The sequence below is a fragment of the Ruminiclostridium cellobioparum subsp. termitidis CT1112 genome (assembly GCF_000350485.1).
Classification (GTDB): Bacteria; Bacillota; Clostridia; order Acetivibrionales; family DSM-1351; genus Ruminiclostridium; species Ruminiclostridium termitidis.
In genome coordinates this window covers 95341-114249 of sequence record NZ_AORV01000015.1, presented here as the reverse complement: position 1 = coordinate 114249, position 18909 = coordinate 95341, and the positions used below count along the sequence as shown (strand labels likewise).

The 18909-nt window shown below is 41.2% G+C and carries 14 protein-coding genes; 11 read left to right on the top strand and 3 right to left on the bottom strand.

What is annotated here, in order from left to right:
• Positions 1–21 precede the first annotated feature (21 nt).
• From CTER_RS02745 to CTER_RS02710, 8 genes are all read left to right on the top strand, one after another.
• On the top strand, positions 22–1584 hold the full coding sequence (locus CTER_RS02745) for an ABC transporter substrate-binding protein (RefSeq protein ID WP_004623592.1): 1563 nt from the start codon (positions 22–24) through the stop codon (positions 1582–1584).
• A 133-nt stretch (positions 1585–1717) separates the two neighbouring features.
• A complete protein-coding gene (locus tag CTER_RS02740; RefSeq protein WP_004623431.1) occupies positions 1718–2794 on the top strand; it encodes a substrate-binding domain-containing protein in 1077 nt (358 codons plus the stop codon).
• 129 nt (positions 2795–2923) lie between these two features.
• Positions 2924–4450: a sugar ABC transporter ATP-binding protein gene (locus CTER_RS02735; protein ID WP_004623576.1), complete on the top strand. Its 1527-nt coding sequence runs from the start codon at positions 2924–2926 to the stop codon at positions 4448–4450.
• Positions 4434–5453 carry an ABC transporter permease gene (locus CTER_RS02730; RefSeq protein WP_004623438.1) on the top strand — a complete coding sequence of 340 codons (1020 nt, stop codon included), beginning with the start codon at positions 4434–4436 and terminating at the stop codon, positions 5451–5453. Before CTER_RS02735 ends, CTER_RS02730 begins: the two co-directional genes overlap by 17 nt.
• Positions 5454–5478: 25 nt before the next feature.
• On the top strand, positions 5479–6618 hold the full coding sequence (locus CTER_RS02725; protein ID WP_004623482.1) for a Gfo/Idh/MocA family protein: 1140 nt from the start codon (positions 5479–5481) through the stop codon (positions 6616–6618).
• Between the two features lie 60 nt (positions 6619–6678).
• Complete coding sequence (locus CTER_RS02720; protein WP_004623490.1) at positions 6679–7668, top strand: sugar phosphate isomerase/epimerase family protein; 990 nt, start codon at positions 6679–6681, stop codon at positions 7666–7668.
• Positions 7669–7822: 154 nt separating this feature from the next.
• Entirely contained in the window at positions 7823–8641 is an 819-nt protein-coding gene (locus CTER_RS02715; RefSeq protein ID WP_040760108.1) for a TIM barrel protein, read from the top strand.
• A gap of 78 nt (positions 8642–8719) precedes the next feature.
• Complete coding sequence (locus tag CTER_RS02710) at positions 8720–9532, top strand: alpha/beta fold hydrolase (protein WP_004623550.1); 813 nt, start codon at positions 8720–8722, stop codon at positions 9530–9532.
• Between the two features lie 174 nt (positions 9533–9706).
• Here the strand turns inward: CTER_RS02710 and CTER_RS02705 are convergent, their stop codons facing one another.
• Together CTER_RS02705 and CTER_RS02700 are read right to left on the bottom strand one after the other, a co-directional pair.
• On the bottom strand, positions 9707–10528 hold the full coding sequence (locus CTER_RS02705; RefSeq protein ID WP_004623531.1) for a hypothetical protein: 822 nt from the start codon (positions 10526–10528) through the stop codon (positions 9707–9709).
• Between the two features lie 163 nt (positions 10529–10691).
• Entirely contained in the window at positions 10692–13049 is a 2358-nt protein-coding gene (locus tag CTER_RS02700; RefSeq protein WP_004623434.1) for a helix-turn-helix domain-containing protein, read from the bottom strand.
• Between the two features lie 334 nt (positions 13050–13383).
• On the opposite strand from CTER_RS02700, the gene CTER_RS02695 reads away from it, so the two are divergent.
• The 3 genes from CTER_RS02695 (at position 13384) to CTER_RS28670 (ending at position 16915) form a co-directional block, all read left to right on the top strand.
• Entirely contained in the window at positions 13384–14355 is a 972-nt protein-coding gene (locus CTER_RS02695) for an ABC transporter permease (protein WP_004623562.1), read from the top strand.
• Between the two features lie 18 nt (positions 14356–14373).
• Positions 14374–15261, top strand: a complete 888-nt coding sequence (locus tag CTER_RS02690) for a carbohydrate ABC transporter permease (protein WP_004623564.1) — start codon at positions 14374–14376, stop codon at positions 15259–15261.
• A 73-nt stretch (positions 15262–15334) separates the two neighbouring features.
• The gene (locus CTER_RS28670) at positions 15335–16915 is read left to right on the top strand and encodes an extracellular solute-binding protein (protein ID WP_004623570.1); all 1581 of its coding nucleotides are present in this window, start codon (positions 15335–15337) and stop codon (positions 16913–16915) included.
• Positions 16916–16985: 70 nt separating this feature from the next.
• Here the strand turns inward: CTER_RS28670 and CTER_RS02680 are convergent, their stop codons facing one another.
• Positions 16986–18896: a DUF5010 domain-containing protein gene (locus tag CTER_RS02680; protein ID WP_004623579.1), complete on the bottom strand. Its 1911-nt coding sequence runs from the start codon at positions 18894–18896 to the stop codon at positions 16986–16988.
• Positions 18897–18909: the final 13 nt, after the last annotated feature.

The following is an 18909-nucleotide window of genomic DNA, read 5'->3' as shown; positions in this document are numbered from 1 at the left end:
ATATGGCTCATGGAGGTTAATATGGTCTGTAAAATGAAACATAAAGTATTGTATATAAAACTTCTGGTATTTTTATTTATTACAATATCGTTCATGGTAAATATCTCCTGTACACAAAAGACAAGTAGTGTACAGACAAATAATGAATATACCACGAATGAAAAGATTGTGCTGAAATGGATGATCTATGGTGAGAAATCAAAAAATTCCGAAAGCGTATTTTCCGAGTTCAATAAAAAACTGCAGGAGTATTATCCTGATACAACCGTTGAATTTGATATTGTCCCATACGATATTTACAAGGAAAAGTGGGATATGAAAATGGCCACCAATGAGCATTTGGATTTAGCCTGGATAGGAAATGACATATTCAATTACACCGAAGAAGTAAAAAAAGGTTCCTTTATGGCTCTGGACTATTTATTGAGCACATATGGGCAGGAGCTTCTGGCCGAAATACCTGAAAACATATGGCGGGTGCAAAAACGTGAAGGCAAGATTTACAGCATTCCGCTGATGGGGATGTTATACAGGAAAGATTATGCAGTGGTATCCAGTAAAAAGCATATGAATACCTATGGAAACATCCAGGAAATCGGTGCCGTAAACCGGGCCAATTACTATACAAATGAGGAGTGCTACGAGGTCCTGGAAAAATATTTGTCCAGCCTGAAAGCTGAAAAAAACCTGGGTACCGGTATTTCCAGCGAAACCATATCAAAGATTGCGGACAAGGGCCTGGAGGGTATATACGGACCAAATTCCCCCTTCGTAATCAAAATTTTTGACAATGATTTGAAAGTATACAATAAATATGAGCTGGATTCGTACAGGCTTTTCTTTAAAACCATTCATGACTGGTATGAGAAGGGATACATACGTGAAAACATTGAAGAGGTGCTGAATCCCAAAAGTTATGACGGGAAGAGGAACGGCAGTGTGCTTTTTCTGGATGAATACGGGGAACACGGGGTGGTGGCCGACAGGATTGCCACCGAATACGAAGCTGTATACGAACCCCTTCAGAATTATAAATATATTTCATTTGAATGCAGCAGGAATGCGGTTGCTCTTCCGAGAACCACAAAAAATCCTCAGCGTGCCCTTGAAATAGTAAACCTGCTGAATACCGGAAAGGGTGAAGCACCCTACAAACTGCTGGTCAATGGTTTCGAAGGCAGGCACTTCATAAGTAAGGGGAGCGGACAGGTGGACAGGATAACCGATGCATCGGGGAAGCCGCTTTATGAGCTGTCCCAATACACCCTGGGAAATGTTTTTTTAAATTACGAAAAAACCCCCGGTGAATTTGAACAGCTGGAGCAATATAATAAAAATGCCATAGTTTCACCGTTGACAGGGTTTGAACTTGACACAAGGATGATGGTGCTTGAAATGTCCAAGATCGACCTGGTGGTGGAACAATATCTCAATACTCTGAGACTTGGTACCTCGGAGGATTGGCAGCAGGTGTACGGTGAATTTGTCGATAAAATGAGACAGGCAGGTTCACAGAAGGTTATTTCGGAAATGCAGAAGCAGATTGACACCTTTAAGAAAACAAAAGATACCAAAGGCAGCTGACAATACCGGAATGATTTGAAAGAGGTTGCGTAAAGACGTGTATTGTAATGATAACATACCTTTCGGACAAAGCGGCGATGCTATACTTGAGCTATCAGGCAACTGAAAAAATGTTTTAAAGGAGAGAAAGAGTATGAAAAAAGGACGTCTAATTGCAACGTTATTGACAGCAGCTTTAACCGCCACCTCCATACTGGGTTTTGCCGGATGCTCCCAGAAGTCATCGGTAAAGGAAATAGCTGTTATGGTGCCGAGTGCCGACCACGGTTGGACGGGAGCGGTACTTACATACGCCCAGGAGAAGGTAAATAAATTAAATGAAGATCAGGCTGTCAAAGAAAAGTTTTCGGTAAAAGTTTATTCTGCAAAAGATGTTGAAGATCAGATCCAGCAGGTTGACGATCTTTTGACCAATACCGGCAAGCTTGCAGGTATTGTAATACTGCCATATGATAACGGACTTCAATCCACCCTTGAAAAAATCGCTACCGCAAAGGTTCCTTTTGTACAGTTTGACCGTGTTATTTCCAGCGGCATTATCGACCCCCAGGTAGTGGCAAATGTAAAGGGAGATAATGAGGGTATCGGATATGAAACTGCAAAGAGATTTATAAAAGACGGTCTTGGCAAAGACGATTATGTGTATGAAATGATTGGAGATAATTCATCCGTACCCGAGCTCCGTTCAAAGGGTTTCAGGAAATATCTGACCGAACAGGGCTGGACCGAGGATGAAATAAACAAGGTAGTTGTAAAATCAGCAGCCACAGGCTGGAGCCGAGACACCGGAAAAGAACTGTTTGAATCCTGGTTCGGAAGCTCACAATGCGACACTTCCAAAAAAATCTGGATATACACACATGATGATGAAATAGCCATGGGTGTATTGGAATCAATAAACGGTTCTGCCCTGGATGCGGGAAAGAAGGCCGAGTTTATGAAACAACTCAAGGGACTTTCGGCTTCATCAGGACTTGCTGAAATGTACGCGGTACTCAAGGACAAACACAAGACAATAACCCGCCCGGCGACATTTGATATCTTTTCTGTGACATATGATCCCGCAATGATCCAGGAAGCTGTCCAGGTGCTTGTGGACTCACTGAACGGCGGAAAAAATATAGATCCAAATTACATCATACCGGTACACGTTGTTGATTCCTCAAATGTCGGCGATTACAAAGCATTTGGAACCTATGATGAAAAATAATTCTGGAAGGTTTATACTTCAATAAAAACTTCATCAGGGTACAGGCCTGGAATTTCGGGTAAAAACTTATTATGAGTCCTGAAAATTTCAGGCATGTACTTTGTGGCAATTATTGAGGAAGGAGGTTCTATGGAATTACTGAAAATGACCAATATTTCAAAGTCCTTTTTCGGTGTTACCGTTTTGGACAATGTGACACTGGAGGTCGGCAGGGGAGAGGTCCATGCTCTGATCGGAGAAAATGGGGCCGGCAAATCAACGCTGATGAATATTCTGGCCGGAGTACATGCCAGTGACAGCGGGAATATCATATTCAACGGTAAAGAACTTGTACACAACAGCATAAAGGGAGCCGAAAGCGCCGGAATTGCCTTCGTACATCAGGAACTGAACATATTCAATAATTTAAGGGTTTATGAAAACCTGTTTCTGGGGAAAGAACCGGTGAATAGTTTTGGAAAGCTGAAGAAAAAAGAAATGATTTCGGAAACCTTCAAGCTGATGCATGACCTGGGGGTGGATATTGACCCGCTGGAACTTGCGGATAATCTTGACACGGGAAAGAAACAGCTGCTGGAAATTGCCAAGACACTGCACCGGGATGCCGAGCTGTTTATCCTGGATGAACCTACAACTGCACTGAATAATGCCGAAATAAAAAATTTGTTTGAAATTGTAGGCCGGTTAAAGGCTATTGGAAAATCATTCATATTTATATCACATAAAATGCCTGAAATTTTTAAAATTTCAGATAAATATACCGTACTCAGAAACGGTAAATTTATTAAAAGCGGGAACATCCGGGAGATTTCACCCGAAGCAATAACCAGATATATGGTTGGCGAAAGTTATTCAAATCAGGAAATGTACGAGGAACGCAAACTGGGAGATACCATTCTGGAATTGAAAAGTTTTTCCGGGAAGGGTTTTTATGATGTGGATTTCTCCATAAGAAGCGGTGAGATCGTTGGGTTTACGGGCTTACAGGGGGCTGGCAGCTCGGAAGTGCTCCAGACGGTTTTTGGTGTATTGGAGCCGCAGGGTGGACAGCTGTTTGTCCATGGAAAAGAAATAAAAAACAACAGCATACAAAACGCCATGAAGAACAAAGTGGCCATGGTTGCTGCCAACAGGAAAGAAAACTCCATACTCCAGGACATGACAATCCTCGAGAACACATATATATCCGAACATACCATCAACAACCGGCAGCAGCATATATTTAAAAACAAAGAAATTAAAAAGTATTCTGATTTAAAGGATACATTAAATATCAAGGCCAATAGCCATAATGACCCTATAACCAGCCTTTCCGGCGGAAACCAGCAAAAGGTGATTCTTGCCAGATGGCTGAACACCCGGGCTGATATAATACTTTTTGACAATCCCACCCAGGGAATAGATGTAGGTGCAAAAAGTGAGATATACCGGCTTATCCTGAACTTATCCAAGGCCGGAAAGACAATAATCATCAATACTCTTGAGATTCCGGAAATCCAAAAAATTGCAGACAGGTGTGTTGTTTTTTATCATGGAAGGATATCTGTAGCACTGAAGCGTCAGGAAATCAATGAAGAAACGGTCATGCTTCATGCTACAAATGCTATAAATGCAACTGGAATAAATACGGAGGTGGAAAATGTCCAATCAAGGTGAAAGTCCCATGCAAGCGAATGCTGTGGTTGCACAGCCTGTAAATAAGAGATTTAAGGGTCTGTGGAGCAATTACAATTATGTGATTATATTTCTTGTGATATTTATTGCCTTTTTAATCATTAACGGCAGTGAAACCTCCTGGACCAGCATTACCAATATTTTTCTGCACAGTGCCATTTTGGGTACTATCTCTCTGGGAATGGGTCTGGTCATTATGACAGGAGATATAGACCTGTCGGTTGGGTCCTCCTTTGTCTTTATCGGAGGTCTGACCATTATTATATATAACGTTACCGGCAGTATTTTTGTGACTCTGCTGTTTGCCATAGCGGCGGGATTGTTGTGCGGAGCTTTGAACGGTGTGCTGGTAGGCAGATTCAAAATGCCGTCATTTATTGTCACGCTGGCTTCCATGCTTATTTTCAGATCTGTTTCCCAGTATATGATGAATGAAATGGGAGAGACCAGATACCGTGTAGAAGCCGGAATGGAAAGTTATAAGAGCCTTTTCGGCTTTGGTAACGGAAATATTCTTACAATTCCCCAACTGGCCGTGGTATTCTGGATAGTAGCTGCCGCAATGATTTATATGACAACCTGTATGAAATTCGGAAAAAATATATACGCAATAGGAAGCAATGAGAGGGCAGCCAAACTGGCCGGTGTCAACGTCATATGGACAAGGATAAAGGTATTTGCAATAAGCGGTGCTCTGGTAGGACTTGCAGCCTTTTTGAAAATAGCCAAGGACACTTCCTTTGATCCGGCCACTTCAGGGAAGAATTTCGAGCTCTATGCCATAGCCTCGGTAGTAATAGGCGGGATCAGCATGTCAGGCGGAAAAGGCAGGATCGCCGGCATTATTTTCGGTACAATGGCATTTACCATCATTGACAAGATTATCACGGCTCTTGGTATGAACGCTTTGCTGAATGATACCGTAAAGGGTTTGATCCTGCTGGTAGCTGTGGGCCTGCAAATGATACAAAAGCGTGAAAAATAAAAATAATTGAAAAAGGAGAGTGTATATGGGCAAGGTTTTGAATTATGGAATGGTAGGCGGGGGACCGGGTGCATTCATTGGTGATGCGCACAGAAAAGCCATAGGTTTGGACGGAAAAGCAAGGATTGTTGCAGGTTGTTTTTCCCGCTCCTTTGAAAATACTTTCGCTATGGGTGAGGCCCTGGGAATTGAAAAGGAACGGCTTTATAAAAACTATGGGGAAATGGCCGCAAAGGAAGCCGGCCGGGAAGACGGTATGGATTTTGTAGTCATAGTGACTACCAACTATGCCCACTATGAAGCGTGCAGGGCTTTCTTGAAGGCCGGCATCCCGGTAGTTTGTGAAAAGCCGCTCACAGTCACTCTTGAACAGGCACTGGAATTGGAGAAGCTTGCAAATGAGAAAAAACTGTTGTTTATGGTCACTTATGTATACTCAGGACATGTAACTGCAATGAATATCAGAGAAATCATAGCAGCGGGCGAGATAGGCCAGGTCCGTACGGTTATGGGTGAATATCCTCAGGGCTGGCTGGCGTTTGAAGATATAAAAGGCAACAAACAGGGGGAATGGAGGACCGATCCGGCTCAATCGGGCAATACCAATGCTTTGGGTGATATTGGTACACATATAGAAAATACTGTCTACCGTATGACCGGCTTAAAAATAAAGAGATTGCTTGCCAGAATGGATAAAGTGGTCCCGGGAAGAACTCTGGACGATAATTCAACTGTGATGCTGGAATTTGAAAACGGTGCAACCGGGGTTTACTGGGCATCACAGATAGCCATAGGACATGACAACGGACTCAGAATACGGATTTATGGCAGCAAGGGCAGTATATCCTGGTTCCAGGAGCAGCCGGAGGTTTTCCACATGGCAAAACAGGACGGCTCCCTGCTTGAGATACACAGGGGGCATGGGGCCATAAAACAGGCCGCAGCCAAATACACCAGACTGCCCAGCGGACACACAGAGGGCTGGTTTGAGGCTATGGGCAATTTCTATTCCAACTATATTGATTGTTTGAACGCCCAGAGAAACGGTGTATTTACAGAAGAAATGATTGAATATCCTACGGTGGTTGACGGGGTTGACGGAGTGAGGTTTATTGAGGCCTGCCTTAAAAGCTCGGCCAACGGAAATGTATGGGTGGATTTTTAAAACTATCAACAATGTATTGGCAATCAACTATAAAAATTTTATTTATAAGGAGGACTTGTAATGGGACGACCGGTAACATTATTTACAGGACAGTGGGCCGACCTGCCACTGGAAGAGATGTGCAGAACGGCAAGGGAAATGGGCTATGACGGTTTGGAACTAGCCACCTGGGGACAGATAAATTGCCGCAGGGCAGCAAGTGACGAAGGTTATGTAAAGGAAATAAAGGAGACCCTCAAAAAGCATGGTTTGATCTGCAAGGCACTGGGAGCACATTTAACGGGACAGTGTGTAGGTGATTTATGGGATCCGAGGCTTGACGGCTTTGCTCCGGCGGAATTTGCAGGACAGCCTGAAAAAATAAGAGCATGGGCCATTGAGGAGATGAAATATACTGCCAGGGCTGCAAAAGCTATGGGCTGTGATGTTGTCACCGGCTTTATGGGTTCGGCGGTATGGAAGTACTGGTATTCCTTCCCGCAGACCAGTGAACAAATGATAGCCGATGCATATACCGAGCAGGTGGAGCTCTGGACACCCATTTTTGACGTCTTTGATGAGTGTGGCGTAAAATTTGCCCTTGAGGTGCACCCCACAGAAATAGCCTTTGATTATTATACCACCGAAAGGCTCTTAAAAGCTTTCAATTACAGGCCCACACTGGGGATCAACTTTGATCCCAGCCATCTCATCTGGCAGGGCGTAAATCCCACAATTTTCTTAAGTGACTTCATTGACAGGGTATATCATGTACATATGAAGGATACTTCGGTGAATCTGGACGGAAGAAGCGGAATACTCGGTTCACATCTGACCTTCGGTGATATGAGAAGGGGCTGGAACTTTGTTTCCCTGGGACATGGAGATGTTGATTTTGACAAGATAATACGTGTTCTAAACGGCGCCGGTTATCAGGGCCCGCTGTCCGTCGAATGGGAGGACAGCGGTATGGACAGGATATTTGGTGCGACTGAGGCCTGCAGCTTTGTTAAAAACATTAACTTCAGCCCGTCCACAGTGGCTTTCGATGACGCGTTAAAAAATGACTGATTGGCAGGAATAAAAAAGCTAAATTTGTTTATTTGGGGATACTTTTTTGAATTTTTGGTATTCTCAGGCAGCTGTAATATTAACCGGCAATATAGATACAATAATCTATGGTATGTTTTTTATGCAGTTAATCAAAAGTACATGGATAATTAATATGGATAAATTATTGTTTGGAATATCAGGTTTGCCGATATACAGCGGGTTAAGGAACATGAGTTACGCCGTCGGAATTTATTTTTTAGAGTCAATAGGTCTGGATGCCATGGAACTTCTTTTTGTGAGAAATGTCAATGTAACGGATAACAATAAGGAGAGTATCTTAAGGGCTAAACTGGAAAATAATTTTTATTTGTCGGCACATGCATCACATTATATAAATTTAAATGCAGATGAAAAAGAAAAGCAGGAGCAGTCCCTGGAAAGGATAAAAAATGCCATGGAGGGCCTGGCAAAGGTTGAGGGGAGAAGTCTGGTCTTCCATCCCGGCTATTATTTGAATGATTCGAAAGAGGAGACATTCAATACCATAAAGGAAAACCTGTCGAAACTTCCATACAAAGGAATAGACTACAGGCTTGAAACCACCGGGAAGGGAACGCAGTTTGGCACGCTTGAGGAATTGATCGGCCTATGCAAGGAAGTGAGGACCTGCAAATTATGCATCGATTTCTCACACATTCATGCCAGGGGAAACGGATGCCTGAAAAATTACAATGATTTTGCCGGAATTTTACAAAACATTCTGGATCAGCTTGGCAGAGACGCACTGGACGATCTCCACATCCATATGGGGGGCATACAATACAATGAAAAGGGCGAGAGGAATCATATACGTCTGTTTGAAAGTGACTTTAACTATGTGGACTGCCTGAAAGCCTTAAAGGATTTCAAGGTCAAAGGCTGTGTGATTTCGGAAGGGCCGGTGGTGGAGAAGGATGCTTTATTATTGAAGAATGCGTATAAACAGTTATAAATCAACTATAGTATTCATAATTATATACTTGAGATAATAAATTCATGCAATGAATGAGTTTTTGTACAGGAGGTATTTGTGGGATACTATGTTACTGTTGATACAAATGTAAAGATCTATGTTGAAGACCTTAACCCTGCGGGGAATAAGACAATCCTGTTTTTGCACGGCTGGCCGGGAAGCAACAGACTGTTTGAATACCAGTTCAACCAGCTCCCAAAGCTGGGCTTCAGATGCATCGGTATAGATACAAGAGGCTTTGGCTTCTCGGATAAGCCCTGGAGCGGATATGATTATAACACGCTGGCTGATGATGTCAAAGGTGTGGTTGACGCACTGGGATTACAAAACTTCACACTGGGGGGACATTCCACCGGAGGAGCCATTGCAATAAGATACATGGCCCGTCATAATGGACATGGAGTAACCAAGCTTGCACTGTTTGATGCGGCAGCCCCCAGTCTTGTAAAGCGGCAGAATTTTCCATACGGAATAGAAAAGGACGTAGTTCTTCAAATCATTAAAGGAACCTACAATGACAGGCCAAAGATGCTTCAGGATTTCGGGGATATATTTTTTTACCAGCGTATAACCGGGGCACTTTCGGAATGGTTCTTCCAGATGGGCCTGCAGGCGGCCAGCTGGTCTACGGCAGCTATAGCCAATACCTGGCTGAACGAAGTGCTGTTTTATGACCTGGAGACAATAAATGTTCCGACTTTGATCATTCATGGCATCCATGACAGGGTTGTACCCTTCCAGCTGGGAGAAATACAAAAACAAGGCATTAAAAACTCTAGATTATTACCCTTCAGGTATAGCGGCCATGCGACTTTCTATGATGAGCGCGACAAATTCAATGATGAACTGGTAAAATTCATTGAAGAATAAATTAAAAATAAGTTAAAAATCCAGAAAGTTTTATTTTATAAAACTCTTCTGGATTTTTATGGATTTCGAATACTAATCGTTCATAATCTCACCCTTCGTTTCTAGCAAAATTTTTGCTTTAGTACATTATATAATCTTTCCCCAATATTCGTTACATTATAAGTGCTTTTTTAATTATAAATCATTTTTTGGCATATCCCATTTGATTGAATAGACCAACAGCATTAAAGGCTCCGGGACCGACCATTCGACAGCTGTTGTCGTATTATCTTCAACGGTGCTGTCATCAAAAAACAGCTCTCCGCTAACCAGGGGCAGCCGGCTGTCTATACAGGGAAAAGCTTCGAAGGATGCCTTGGTAATCCCGAATGTTTTGGGAAGTATAACCTTCAGGTTTAAATCGCTTGTAGGTTCCACAATTGTGGTTGAGAGTATGGGTATGGCCTTGTTTTCCACATCTTCAAACATATAGGTAAGACAAAATTCTATTATGTCACCTTTCTTATAGCTCTTGCTGAAATAAACCTCAAGCTGCTGAAAAGCATCTCTCTTTGCAGTCATTAAAATCTTATGGTCTTTCACGTTGCTTGTAATGCTGACTTTTCCGTAACCGGTCCAATTGTATTTATCATAATACCTGTCAATATTTTTTCCGGTTACTTTGAGTTTGATTCTCTTTTTATACTCCATGGTTGTATAACTTTTATATTGATAAGTACAGTACTTTTTTAGTATTACGTATTTAAAATCGGTTTTTAAATAAATTTTATATACGGGATTATGCAGCCGGAATATATAAATGCAGAAAAAGCCTATGCCTAATGCGGCAGACAGGGACAGAATTATCGTATAAGGAAGCAGATATTTGTTATTAGTGGCATAGGCATGTGTTATAACACCGGTAATTCCGGCCAGACAGATTGCCAGCTGATACCTTAGTGCCTCATAAGCTATTTTATTCAAGAAGCCCGCAAGAAATTTTTTTATACTGTCCATAGCTTACCTCCCTAATACCAAATATATTTAATAGTATTGGTTGCCATAACCGCAGCAGGTTATTTGTACAACCTATTGGTATATAGTATTAAGGAGTGAAACAAAATATTCCATTTTTCATTTTTTTCTGATATATCAGCTATGCTGATAATATAAATAACATTTATGAAAAGTTAATACTTTTTTTATTCTCAAGGGCATATTCTCTATATGCCAGAGGAGTCAGCCCCACATCCTTTTTAAATACGGCAAAAAAATGACTGGCATTGGTGAAACCGGTCATTCCGGCAATCTGGTTAATCTTATAATCGGTATTGCTCAGCAGCTGCTTTACATTGTCAATTCGAATCTGCCGGATGTAGTCATTAACATTCATACCGGTTATATCCTTGAAAACTTTTGTAAAATAATAGGGGGAATAACCGATAACTTCGGATATGGAGTCGGCCGACAGGTTGATATCGGTATAGTTATTCTTTATATATTCCTGTGCCTTGAGTATCTGGTCAAAGTGCTTATTGGATTTCAGCTGCATAATGCCCACAATCATTTGCTGATAATTTTCGAATACCGTGAGCAGCCATTCCCCGGCCTGGTTAACTGTCTGAAATTTAGATAATATATTGCTGAATTCATCCAATCTTATGCTGTATTTCTGGTTATCCTGAATTGAGACCTGGTTGAAGGTTTTTAGACAGGCTGTAATGATCTGCAATAAAAAAGTTACGGTTTCCGAGTAGGGATAAAAACATAACAGGGCTGTCAAATCCTTGATATGTGCTTCAAACAGATCTTTTCTGTTGAGCTTTATTGCCGAAATTATCTGATCCTCCAGTTCAACAGGATATCTTATGTTTGAGGTGAGTACCTCATCAAGATACTTGTCGTAGATTGTCTTATCAAAGCCCAGAACAAATCTGTGCCTGGTCATCTCATCGGCTTTTTTGTAGGCTTTGAAACACTCCTCAAGGCTGTTTACGGCACCTCCTATTCCTATTGTCAAAGTAATCTTCAGAGTTTCCCTGCAAATATTGCGGAGTTTATCCATATTATTTACCAGGGTTTCAAAGCTGTTATTGGTATTATTTTTGAAATTGAGCAGTAAGGCGATTTCTCCATTCATGAAATTTACAATTTCCATATTGAAATCCGACAGTAATAATTCCGGGATGGTCTTGCAGAGAGTTGTTTCCAGTATAAACATCTCCTCATCATCAATGGTATTCCGGTTGTCGATGACAATACAAACATGTATGAGATTTGAAAACTCCACATTAAAATCATAATCTTTCATTTCATTTTTAATGGAATCCGGTATCACACAGGATTTTAATACAATTTTTAAAAATTCTTCCTTCAATCTGCCGCAGTTGTCCCTGGACTTAACCTCAATTTCATTTAAACGGTTAATGGCATTATGATATACATTTGAGATCAAATCCATTTCATTTTTACAATTACCGGCTGAAATAAAGCCTGAATGAGAAAACAGCTCTGTCACCGACCTGATGGGATTATACATCTTTCTTGATAAAAAATAGCTGGCAATACTGAAAAACAGTATTATTATAAAACCGATAACCGCTATTGAAATCCACTGGGCCCTCAGAATATCGGAGTACCCCGACAGTGACCGCATATTAATAATATTAAATCCGGTTTTGTAACTTTTAGTGTAGGTTATAATTTTATCATCATTGTCTACCTTCATTGTAAAGTAGTTTTTTGTGTCCTCAGAAGTTACTATCTTTTTAAAATACTCCTGGCTGCTGATATTGTCTTCTACTTCATAATTATAAGGATAAAATACAATATTTCCTTTATCGTCGGTTATCAATGTAATACCGTCATAGTTTTCCATTAATTTTTTATTGATTTCAATAGGGTCGATGGTCATTATAATTCCGTTATTAAGGGAATCACCGTCAAAATTGTCCGAAAAAATAAGTGATACTGTTTTTAAAGGCTTCTTGTTTTTAAGGACATCGGGATTCATCAAGGATGATACCATATTTAAATCGCTTTTTGTGTTAAATTTTGCAAATTGACCTTTGGTTAAGGTGTTGATATCAACATTCAATCTGTTGGGCAGAAGAAGAATACCTGAAGATATTACAAAATCGCTGGACCTGTTATACAAAATAATCGAATCCAGATAATTATTGAGATTTTTCATGGTGCTGAGAAAAATATCTGCTCTGCTTATTGAATCATAGTCTTTATCAATGCCGTAGAGATAATTGTTTATATCTGAATTCTGCTTTAAGCTCACGGATTCCTGGGTCAGTTGTATGAAAATATTATCAAATTCATTTGCCAGTCTGGAAAGACTGTAATTATAGTCCACATACAGCTGATTACTGACATTTTTTATATACATGCCGGTAAATACCGAGGTGGTGGATATAACAATCACAAAGGACAGAACAGTAAAAGTTATAAGCAGCCTTACAAAGTATTGTTTTTTGTAGTAAGCATTTTTAGACAGGCCTTTTAAAAATAAATTTCTTATATGAATCATAAAATTCTTCTCCGGATATATTTTGATTAAAAAAGCGGAAGTAAAATGAAGGTCAAAAATAAATTTCTATTTCAAGTATAAAATAAAGTTACTGTCACAACAAGTAGCCGGAAGTGGTTATGGGTCAAATAAGGAATAATCATACTAAATATCCTGAATTCATAGTGGGCATTAGTGAAAAAACAAATTAAAAATCGAAAATATTGACTATATTATAAGGCTGCAAGGGGTTAAAGTATAGATGCAAGTTAAACTGAGTTTGTTTGCACACATATCCGGCTTAACTTATAAGGCTGTGTTTTAAAAATTTATGGAAGGGGATAAATAAAATCCGATGCAAAATAATTTATCACGTAATAGAGGAGTAGCTGTTGCTTCGACAGGTTTATTGGGTGTTTTAAAGGAATTATATGTCAACAAGGCCCTGTATATGATGCTGGTCCCCGCAGTTGTACTGCTTTTCCTCTTTTGCTATATGCCGCTCTTTGGACTTGTGCTCGCTTTTAAGGAATTCAACTTTGAAATGGGAATATTCCACAGCCCCTGGACAAAACCTGTATTCAATAATTTCCTGTTCTTGTTCGGCTCCGAATATGGAATAAGGGCAATAAGAAATACCGTACTGCTGAATGCACTTTTCATCTCGGTGGGGCTGGTATTTGAAGTGGGATTTGCTTTGATATTTAATGAAATCAATTCGAAAATATTTAAAAAGATAACGCAAACACTTACTTTTCTGCCCTATTTTGTGTCGTGGATCGTTGTGGGAGTTTTTACATACAATATACTTACTTCGGATCATGCAGCGCTGAATAATTTTCTTTCGGTATTGGGACTGCCCAAAATAGATTTCATAACAAATGCATCCATCTGGCCAATAATATTGGTACTGATCAACAGGTGGAAACTGACGGGATATGGGACTATTGTATATCTGGCCACGTTATCGGGAATAGATTCCTCATATTATGAAGCTGCCGAAATAGACGGTGCTTCCAGATGGCAGCAAATCAGGTTCATCAGCCTGCCCCTGCTGAGACCGACAGTAATCGTGTTAACCCTGCTGGCTATAGGCAGAATTTTTAATGCGGATTTCGGAATGTTTTTTTCTGTGGTCGGTGATGCCGCAACCTTATATTCAACCACAGATGTTATAGATACTTTTGTTTACAGGAGCCTCAGAGTTTCTTCAGACATCGGTATGGCATCGGCGGCGGGTTTTGTACAATCGGTGCTCTCTTTTGTCCTGGTTGTTTTAAGCAATATGGCTGCCAGAAAAGCAGATAAGGATTCGGCATTATTTTAAAAAGGTGGGATTTGAAAAATGACATTAAAAAAAATAAGTTTACTTAAAGTGTTTTGCTATGCTGCAGCTCTCATATTTGCTTTATTCTGTCTGCTTCCGTTTATTATGGTAATCAGCGGCTCGCTGAGTCAGGAAGCCGATACTTTAAAATACGGCTATGGACTTTTCCCGAGAAATGTGAGTTTCATGGCCTATAAAGTTCTGTTTATGACATCTGACAGAATCGTCAATGCCTATGCAATATCCATAACAGTCACAGTTACAGGGACCATATTCGGCCTGTTGATAAATACAATGGCGGGATACAGCCTGTCAAGGAAATCACTGAAATATAAAAACATAGTTTCAATATATACACTGCTTACTATTTTGTTCAGCGGCGGAATGGTGCCCTGGTATATTGTGTGTGTGAAATATCTCCATTTGAGCGACAAAATGATAGCGTTGATTGTTCCCTATCTGGCCAATGCCTGGTATATATTCCTCATGAGAAATTTTATGAAAACAATACCGGAGGAATTGAACGAGTCTGCCAAAATAGACGGTGCAAGGGAAGTGACAATATTTTTCAGGATAATATTGCCGCTGTCGAAGCCTGCCCTGGCAACGGTTGGACTTTTTATAGCCCTGGGCTATTGGAATGACTGGTGGCTTGGTTTAATGCTGATAAACGATCAGGATAGACAACCTCTGCAGATGATGCTCAGAATAGTGGTTACAAATGTGGAATTTATAAAGTCCCAGATGTCAAACAGTGCCGAACTCCAGAGGATTGTCAATCAGATTCCCTCGGAAGGAGTAAAAATGGCTGTCAGTATTGTAACTATCGGGCCTATCATTTTCCTCTATCCATTTGTTCAAAGATTTTTTGTTAAAGGAATAATGGTAGGCGCAGTAAAGGGGTGACTAATTCAGCTGCGGGATATTTAAATCATTCCGGACGCTGTTTGGTAATAAATAATTTAAAAGGAGACATTTTATGAAAAAGAAAGGTTTTAAAATCATTGCAATGATGCTTGCAGTTGTAATGACAGCATGTGTTGCTGCAGCCTGCGGCAGTGCCGGAACTGAGTCCGGGACAACAGCCCAGGCAGGCAGCAGTACCGGAGCGGCGGTTTCAACAGCGGCACAGAGTTCAGAACTGGAACCTGTAACCTTAAAATTCTATTTCATGAATGATAAGAAATCAGCCACAGATGAAGTTTGGAATGCGATCAGCGAAAAATTTCAGAAAGAATTGAATGCCAAATTTGAGATTAATTTTATACCTGCCGGTGATTATGTCAATAAGCTGATGGTGATGTCTGTGGCTGGAAATGACTGGGATGCCAATTATGACGGCGGCTGGATGGCCTATAACCAAATGGTGACAAAAGGCGCATATATGGATTTGAATGAACTTTTCCCGAAATATGCTCCCAAATTGTACAGCGAACTGCAAAGCTCAGGTTCCTTAAGTGCCGTGACAGTTAACGGAAACATCAAGGCTGTTCCATGGACCTTAAAGGGAAATGAACATCCGTTCATAGTGTGGAGAACCGACCTTCTTAAAAAGGCAGGCATAGCAGATATCCCAAAAGATTCCGTCAAAACGATAGAGGATCTGGACAAACTCATTGATACCTTACATAAGGCCATGCCGGAATTAAAAATGGTTATTCCCAATATGAACAATATTGCATCAAATATTCTTCCGTATTTTGTAAGGGATGAATATTTTGATTTGAACTTCCACGGAATGACTATAAATATGAACGATCCCAATTCTACTGTTGTTCCTATAGAACAGACACCTTTCTTCAAGGAGTCCATGCAGCATATAAAGAGACAGTTCGACAGCGGGTTGATATCAAAGGATGCCATGGTGGATAAAACCGAGGCATCACAGTACTGGAACAAAGGTATGATTCCTTACACGGTTACATCACATGAGTGGGCTTATGCAAAACCGGCATTTACAGATACAAACGCTGCTATTGAAAGTTCACAATTATATCCCGAGAAGAAATATTACAACCGTTCTCCTACGGGTAATCTGATGGCAATCAGCAAAAATTCCAAAAATCCTGAAAGAACCATGATGTTCTTTGAACTTATAAACGGCAATCAGGAATTGTATGATATGGTCATGTATGGAATCAAAGACAAAACTTATGTTTTGAATGGAGAGGCTGCCGACTTCCCTTCAGGTATGACAAGTGCAACCAGCAATTATATGGAATGGGGAGGACAGTGGGCTCTGTGGAAACCACAGTTCATGAGACCTACGGCACAGTACAGTGAAGGCTTCTGGACCAGGGAAGCTGAGTTTGCAAGTACTGCCAACCATATCCAGTCACCAATCGACGGTTTGAGCTTTGACGATACAAACATAAAAACCGAACTGGCAAAGAGGGACCAGATATTGGCGGAATTAGGCAAACCACTGGTGGCAGGAGTTGAAAGAGATGTTGACAAAGCGGTGGATGAGATGAATGCAAAACTGAAGAACGCAGGTTCCGATAAGATTGCTGAAGAATTGAACAAGCAGGTCAAGGCATTTTTAGCAGCCAGGAAGTAAATAAATGCTTTGAAGATAAATAGGAAATATTACAGGGATGGTGTTTAACCATCCCTGTAATAAAACTCTTTTAATTAGTCCAGTAGTTCAGACCGATATTTCCGCTGATAAATTCAATTTTTACCGTATGGTAGCTTCCCTGTTCAAAAGTGAAAGTGCCTGCAGCGACAGTCTGCCAGTTCTGTAAACCGCCGGTGTCGGGAAGTGTTATGGTAGGACCTGCTGTTCCGTCTATTACAAAACGCAGCCTGGCATTTTGGGTATTTGTAGAAATACGCGCTTTCAGTGTCACTGTCCCCTGCAGGGGAATTTCCTGCCACTGAAGCCATTCACCGGCCGAGGTATTGTACACATTCCAGCCTCCGTTGACATCGGAGGTGCGCTGTATATCAATATTGCCGTCCCTGAATGAGTTTCCGGAGTTACCTGTGGTTGTATCATTATAACTGTCACAGGCTTCTGCTTCAACCTTCAGGTCATCTGGGAAAGGATTTTTTGTATATTTCCTGAGTGTGTTTATGCGCTGGTTGGGATAATCGTAATATGTCGTATCTTTGCTGCGCCATACCGAACAATTCTCTTCCCAATCAGAGAAGCCCTCAACCAGGGTGGAGAGGCATTTTTTACCTGCAGTAAGCGAAAGGTTTGTATCGAAAGTCTTGCCGTGATTTGAATCAAGAAACATGGAGGCACTTCCGTTTACCACTCTGAAAGCCGGACAAAGCGCCCCGAACGAGTTTCCGTTGAAGTTTTCGGTACTATAACCCGGTCCCAGGATGAACCAGCCATGAATACCGTCAATAACTGACGGGTCGTTAACGGAGGGATCACATTTTACCCATGACTGATCCACTATGATGTACGGATTAAAGCCAAACTCAGCCTGGCATTTTTCTCTTATGTACATCAGCAAGGCTTTGGTATTTCCGTTACCGTAATTGGTAAAAGCATAATCACCGATGCCCCATTCCCATATTGCAGGCCTGCCGTCAATTTTGTACCTCATATTGTCCGGTATTGCATTAAAAAATGCCCGCATATTGTAGTCCCAAATATATTTGTAATTGCCGGTATCCCCGATGTCAAATTTGGGATCATAACCTCCTCCGCCATTGTCCCGGTTTTTGTGATCAGCCATTGAAGCCGCAGTATCATCCAGAAAGGAGATTTTGAATTTATCCGCCACACCTCTTCTGTTCATTGCTGCAACCATATCGGCAAGTTTTCTCGGATCGCCGTTGTTATTGTAGTCCGGAACCGAGTCCAGATAACCTCTTATGGTGGGCGCCACAAAATCTGCACCGCTGTAGGCAATTTCTTCAACTATATTATCCCACCATTGAGAAGTATCAGAGGACGACATGTATAATGGCAGATTATAAATGGTATTTCCGGCGTATTCAGGTGTACCCCCGTTTAAGGTAGTGGTGGTAAACCCCATGGTAACGCCTACATCAGAGGTGGCTGAAGGGATAGGATCAAGATTGAACCAGATAAATTCCTCATTGGGACCTATTGTTACAGCGTCGGCGTGAAGCTGATTGCCGGCTGCAATATCATTGGACAGGTACATATTGTTAATTACAGCTTTTATTGCGTATTTACCGCTGCCCCTGTCCTCCATGGTGAACTTCTGGGCATCCCCTGTGGTAGTACTGCTTGGCATAAGGGTTTTGGCAGCAGTGTCGACAGTTACATACTTGCTGTTTGCCATGGATTTCAAAGAAAACAGTCCGTTACCAAGGTCTTCCTTCTGGAATTTTTCCCAATCACCGCCAACTCCGTCTCTGTTTATCAGCATAGGCACCGTACCGCCGCTCTCTGCGCAGACAAATTTGTTTGTAGCTGCGGACTTTAATCCTACCATTTGCAATTGGCCCGATGCTGCCGGCTGTGCCCTGACCGAAACAGGAATACCGCTGCTTATTGCAAATGACATTACAAATACAACAATCAATACATAGAGAAACTTTTTACCCATAATATTAACTCCT

What these genes read in the sequence shown, in the direction of transcription:
- CTER_RS02745 (WP_004623592.1), top strand. Translation starts at nt 22, where the DNA reads ATGGTCTGTAAAATGAAACATAAAGTATTGTATATAAAACTTCTGGTA.
- CTER_RS02740 (WP_004623431.1), top strand. Translation starts at nt 1,718, where the DNA reads ATGAAAAAAGGACGTCTAATTGCAACGTTATTGACAGCAGCTTTAACC.
- CTER_RS02735 (WP_004623576.1), top strand. Translation starts at nt 2,924, where the DNA reads ATGGAATTACTGAAAATGACCAATATTTCAAAGTCCTTTTTCGGTGTT.
- CTER_RS02730 (WP_004623438.1), top strand. Translation starts at nt 4,434, where the DNA reads ATGTCCAATCAAGGTGAAAGTCCCATGCAAGCGAATGCTGTGGTTGCA.
- CTER_RS02725 (WP_004623482.1), top strand. Translation starts at nt 5,479, where the DNA reads ATGGGCAAGGTTTTGAATTATGGAATGGTAGGCGGGGGACCGGGTGCA.
- CTER_RS02720 (WP_004623490.1), top strand. Translation starts at nt 6,679, where the DNA reads ATGGGACGACCGGTAACATTATTTACAGGACAGTGGGCCGACCTGCCA.
- CTER_RS02715 (WP_040760108.1), top strand. Translation starts at nt 7,823, where the DNA reads ATGGATAAATTATTGTTTGGAATATCAGGTTTGCCGATATACAGCGGG.
- CTER_RS02705 (WP_004623531.1), bottom strand. Translation starts at nt 10,528, where the DNA reads ATGGACAGTATAAAAAAATTTCTTGCGGGCTTCTTGAATAAAATAGCT.
- CTER_RS02700 (WP_004623434.1), bottom strand. Translation starts at nt 13,049, where the DNA reads ATGATTCATATAAGAAATTTATTTTTAAAAGGCCTGTCTAAAAATGCT.
- CTER_RS02695 (WP_004623562.1), top strand. Translation starts at nt 13,384, where the DNA reads ATGCAAAATAATTTATCACGTAATAGAGGAGTAGCTGTTGCTTCGACA.
- CTER_RS02690 (WP_004623564.1), top strand. Translation starts at nt 14,374, where the DNA reads ATGACATTAAAAAAAATAAGTTTACTTAAAGTGTTTTGCTATGCTGCA.
- CTER_RS28670 (WP_004623570.1), top strand. Translation starts at nt 15,335, where the DNA reads ATGAAAAAGAAAGGTTTTAAAATCATTGCAATGATGCTTGCAGTTGTA.
- CTER_RS02680 (WP_004623579.1), bottom strand. Translation starts at nt 18,896, where the DNA reads ATGGGTAAAAAGTTTCTCTATGTATTGATTGTTGTATTTGTAATGTCA.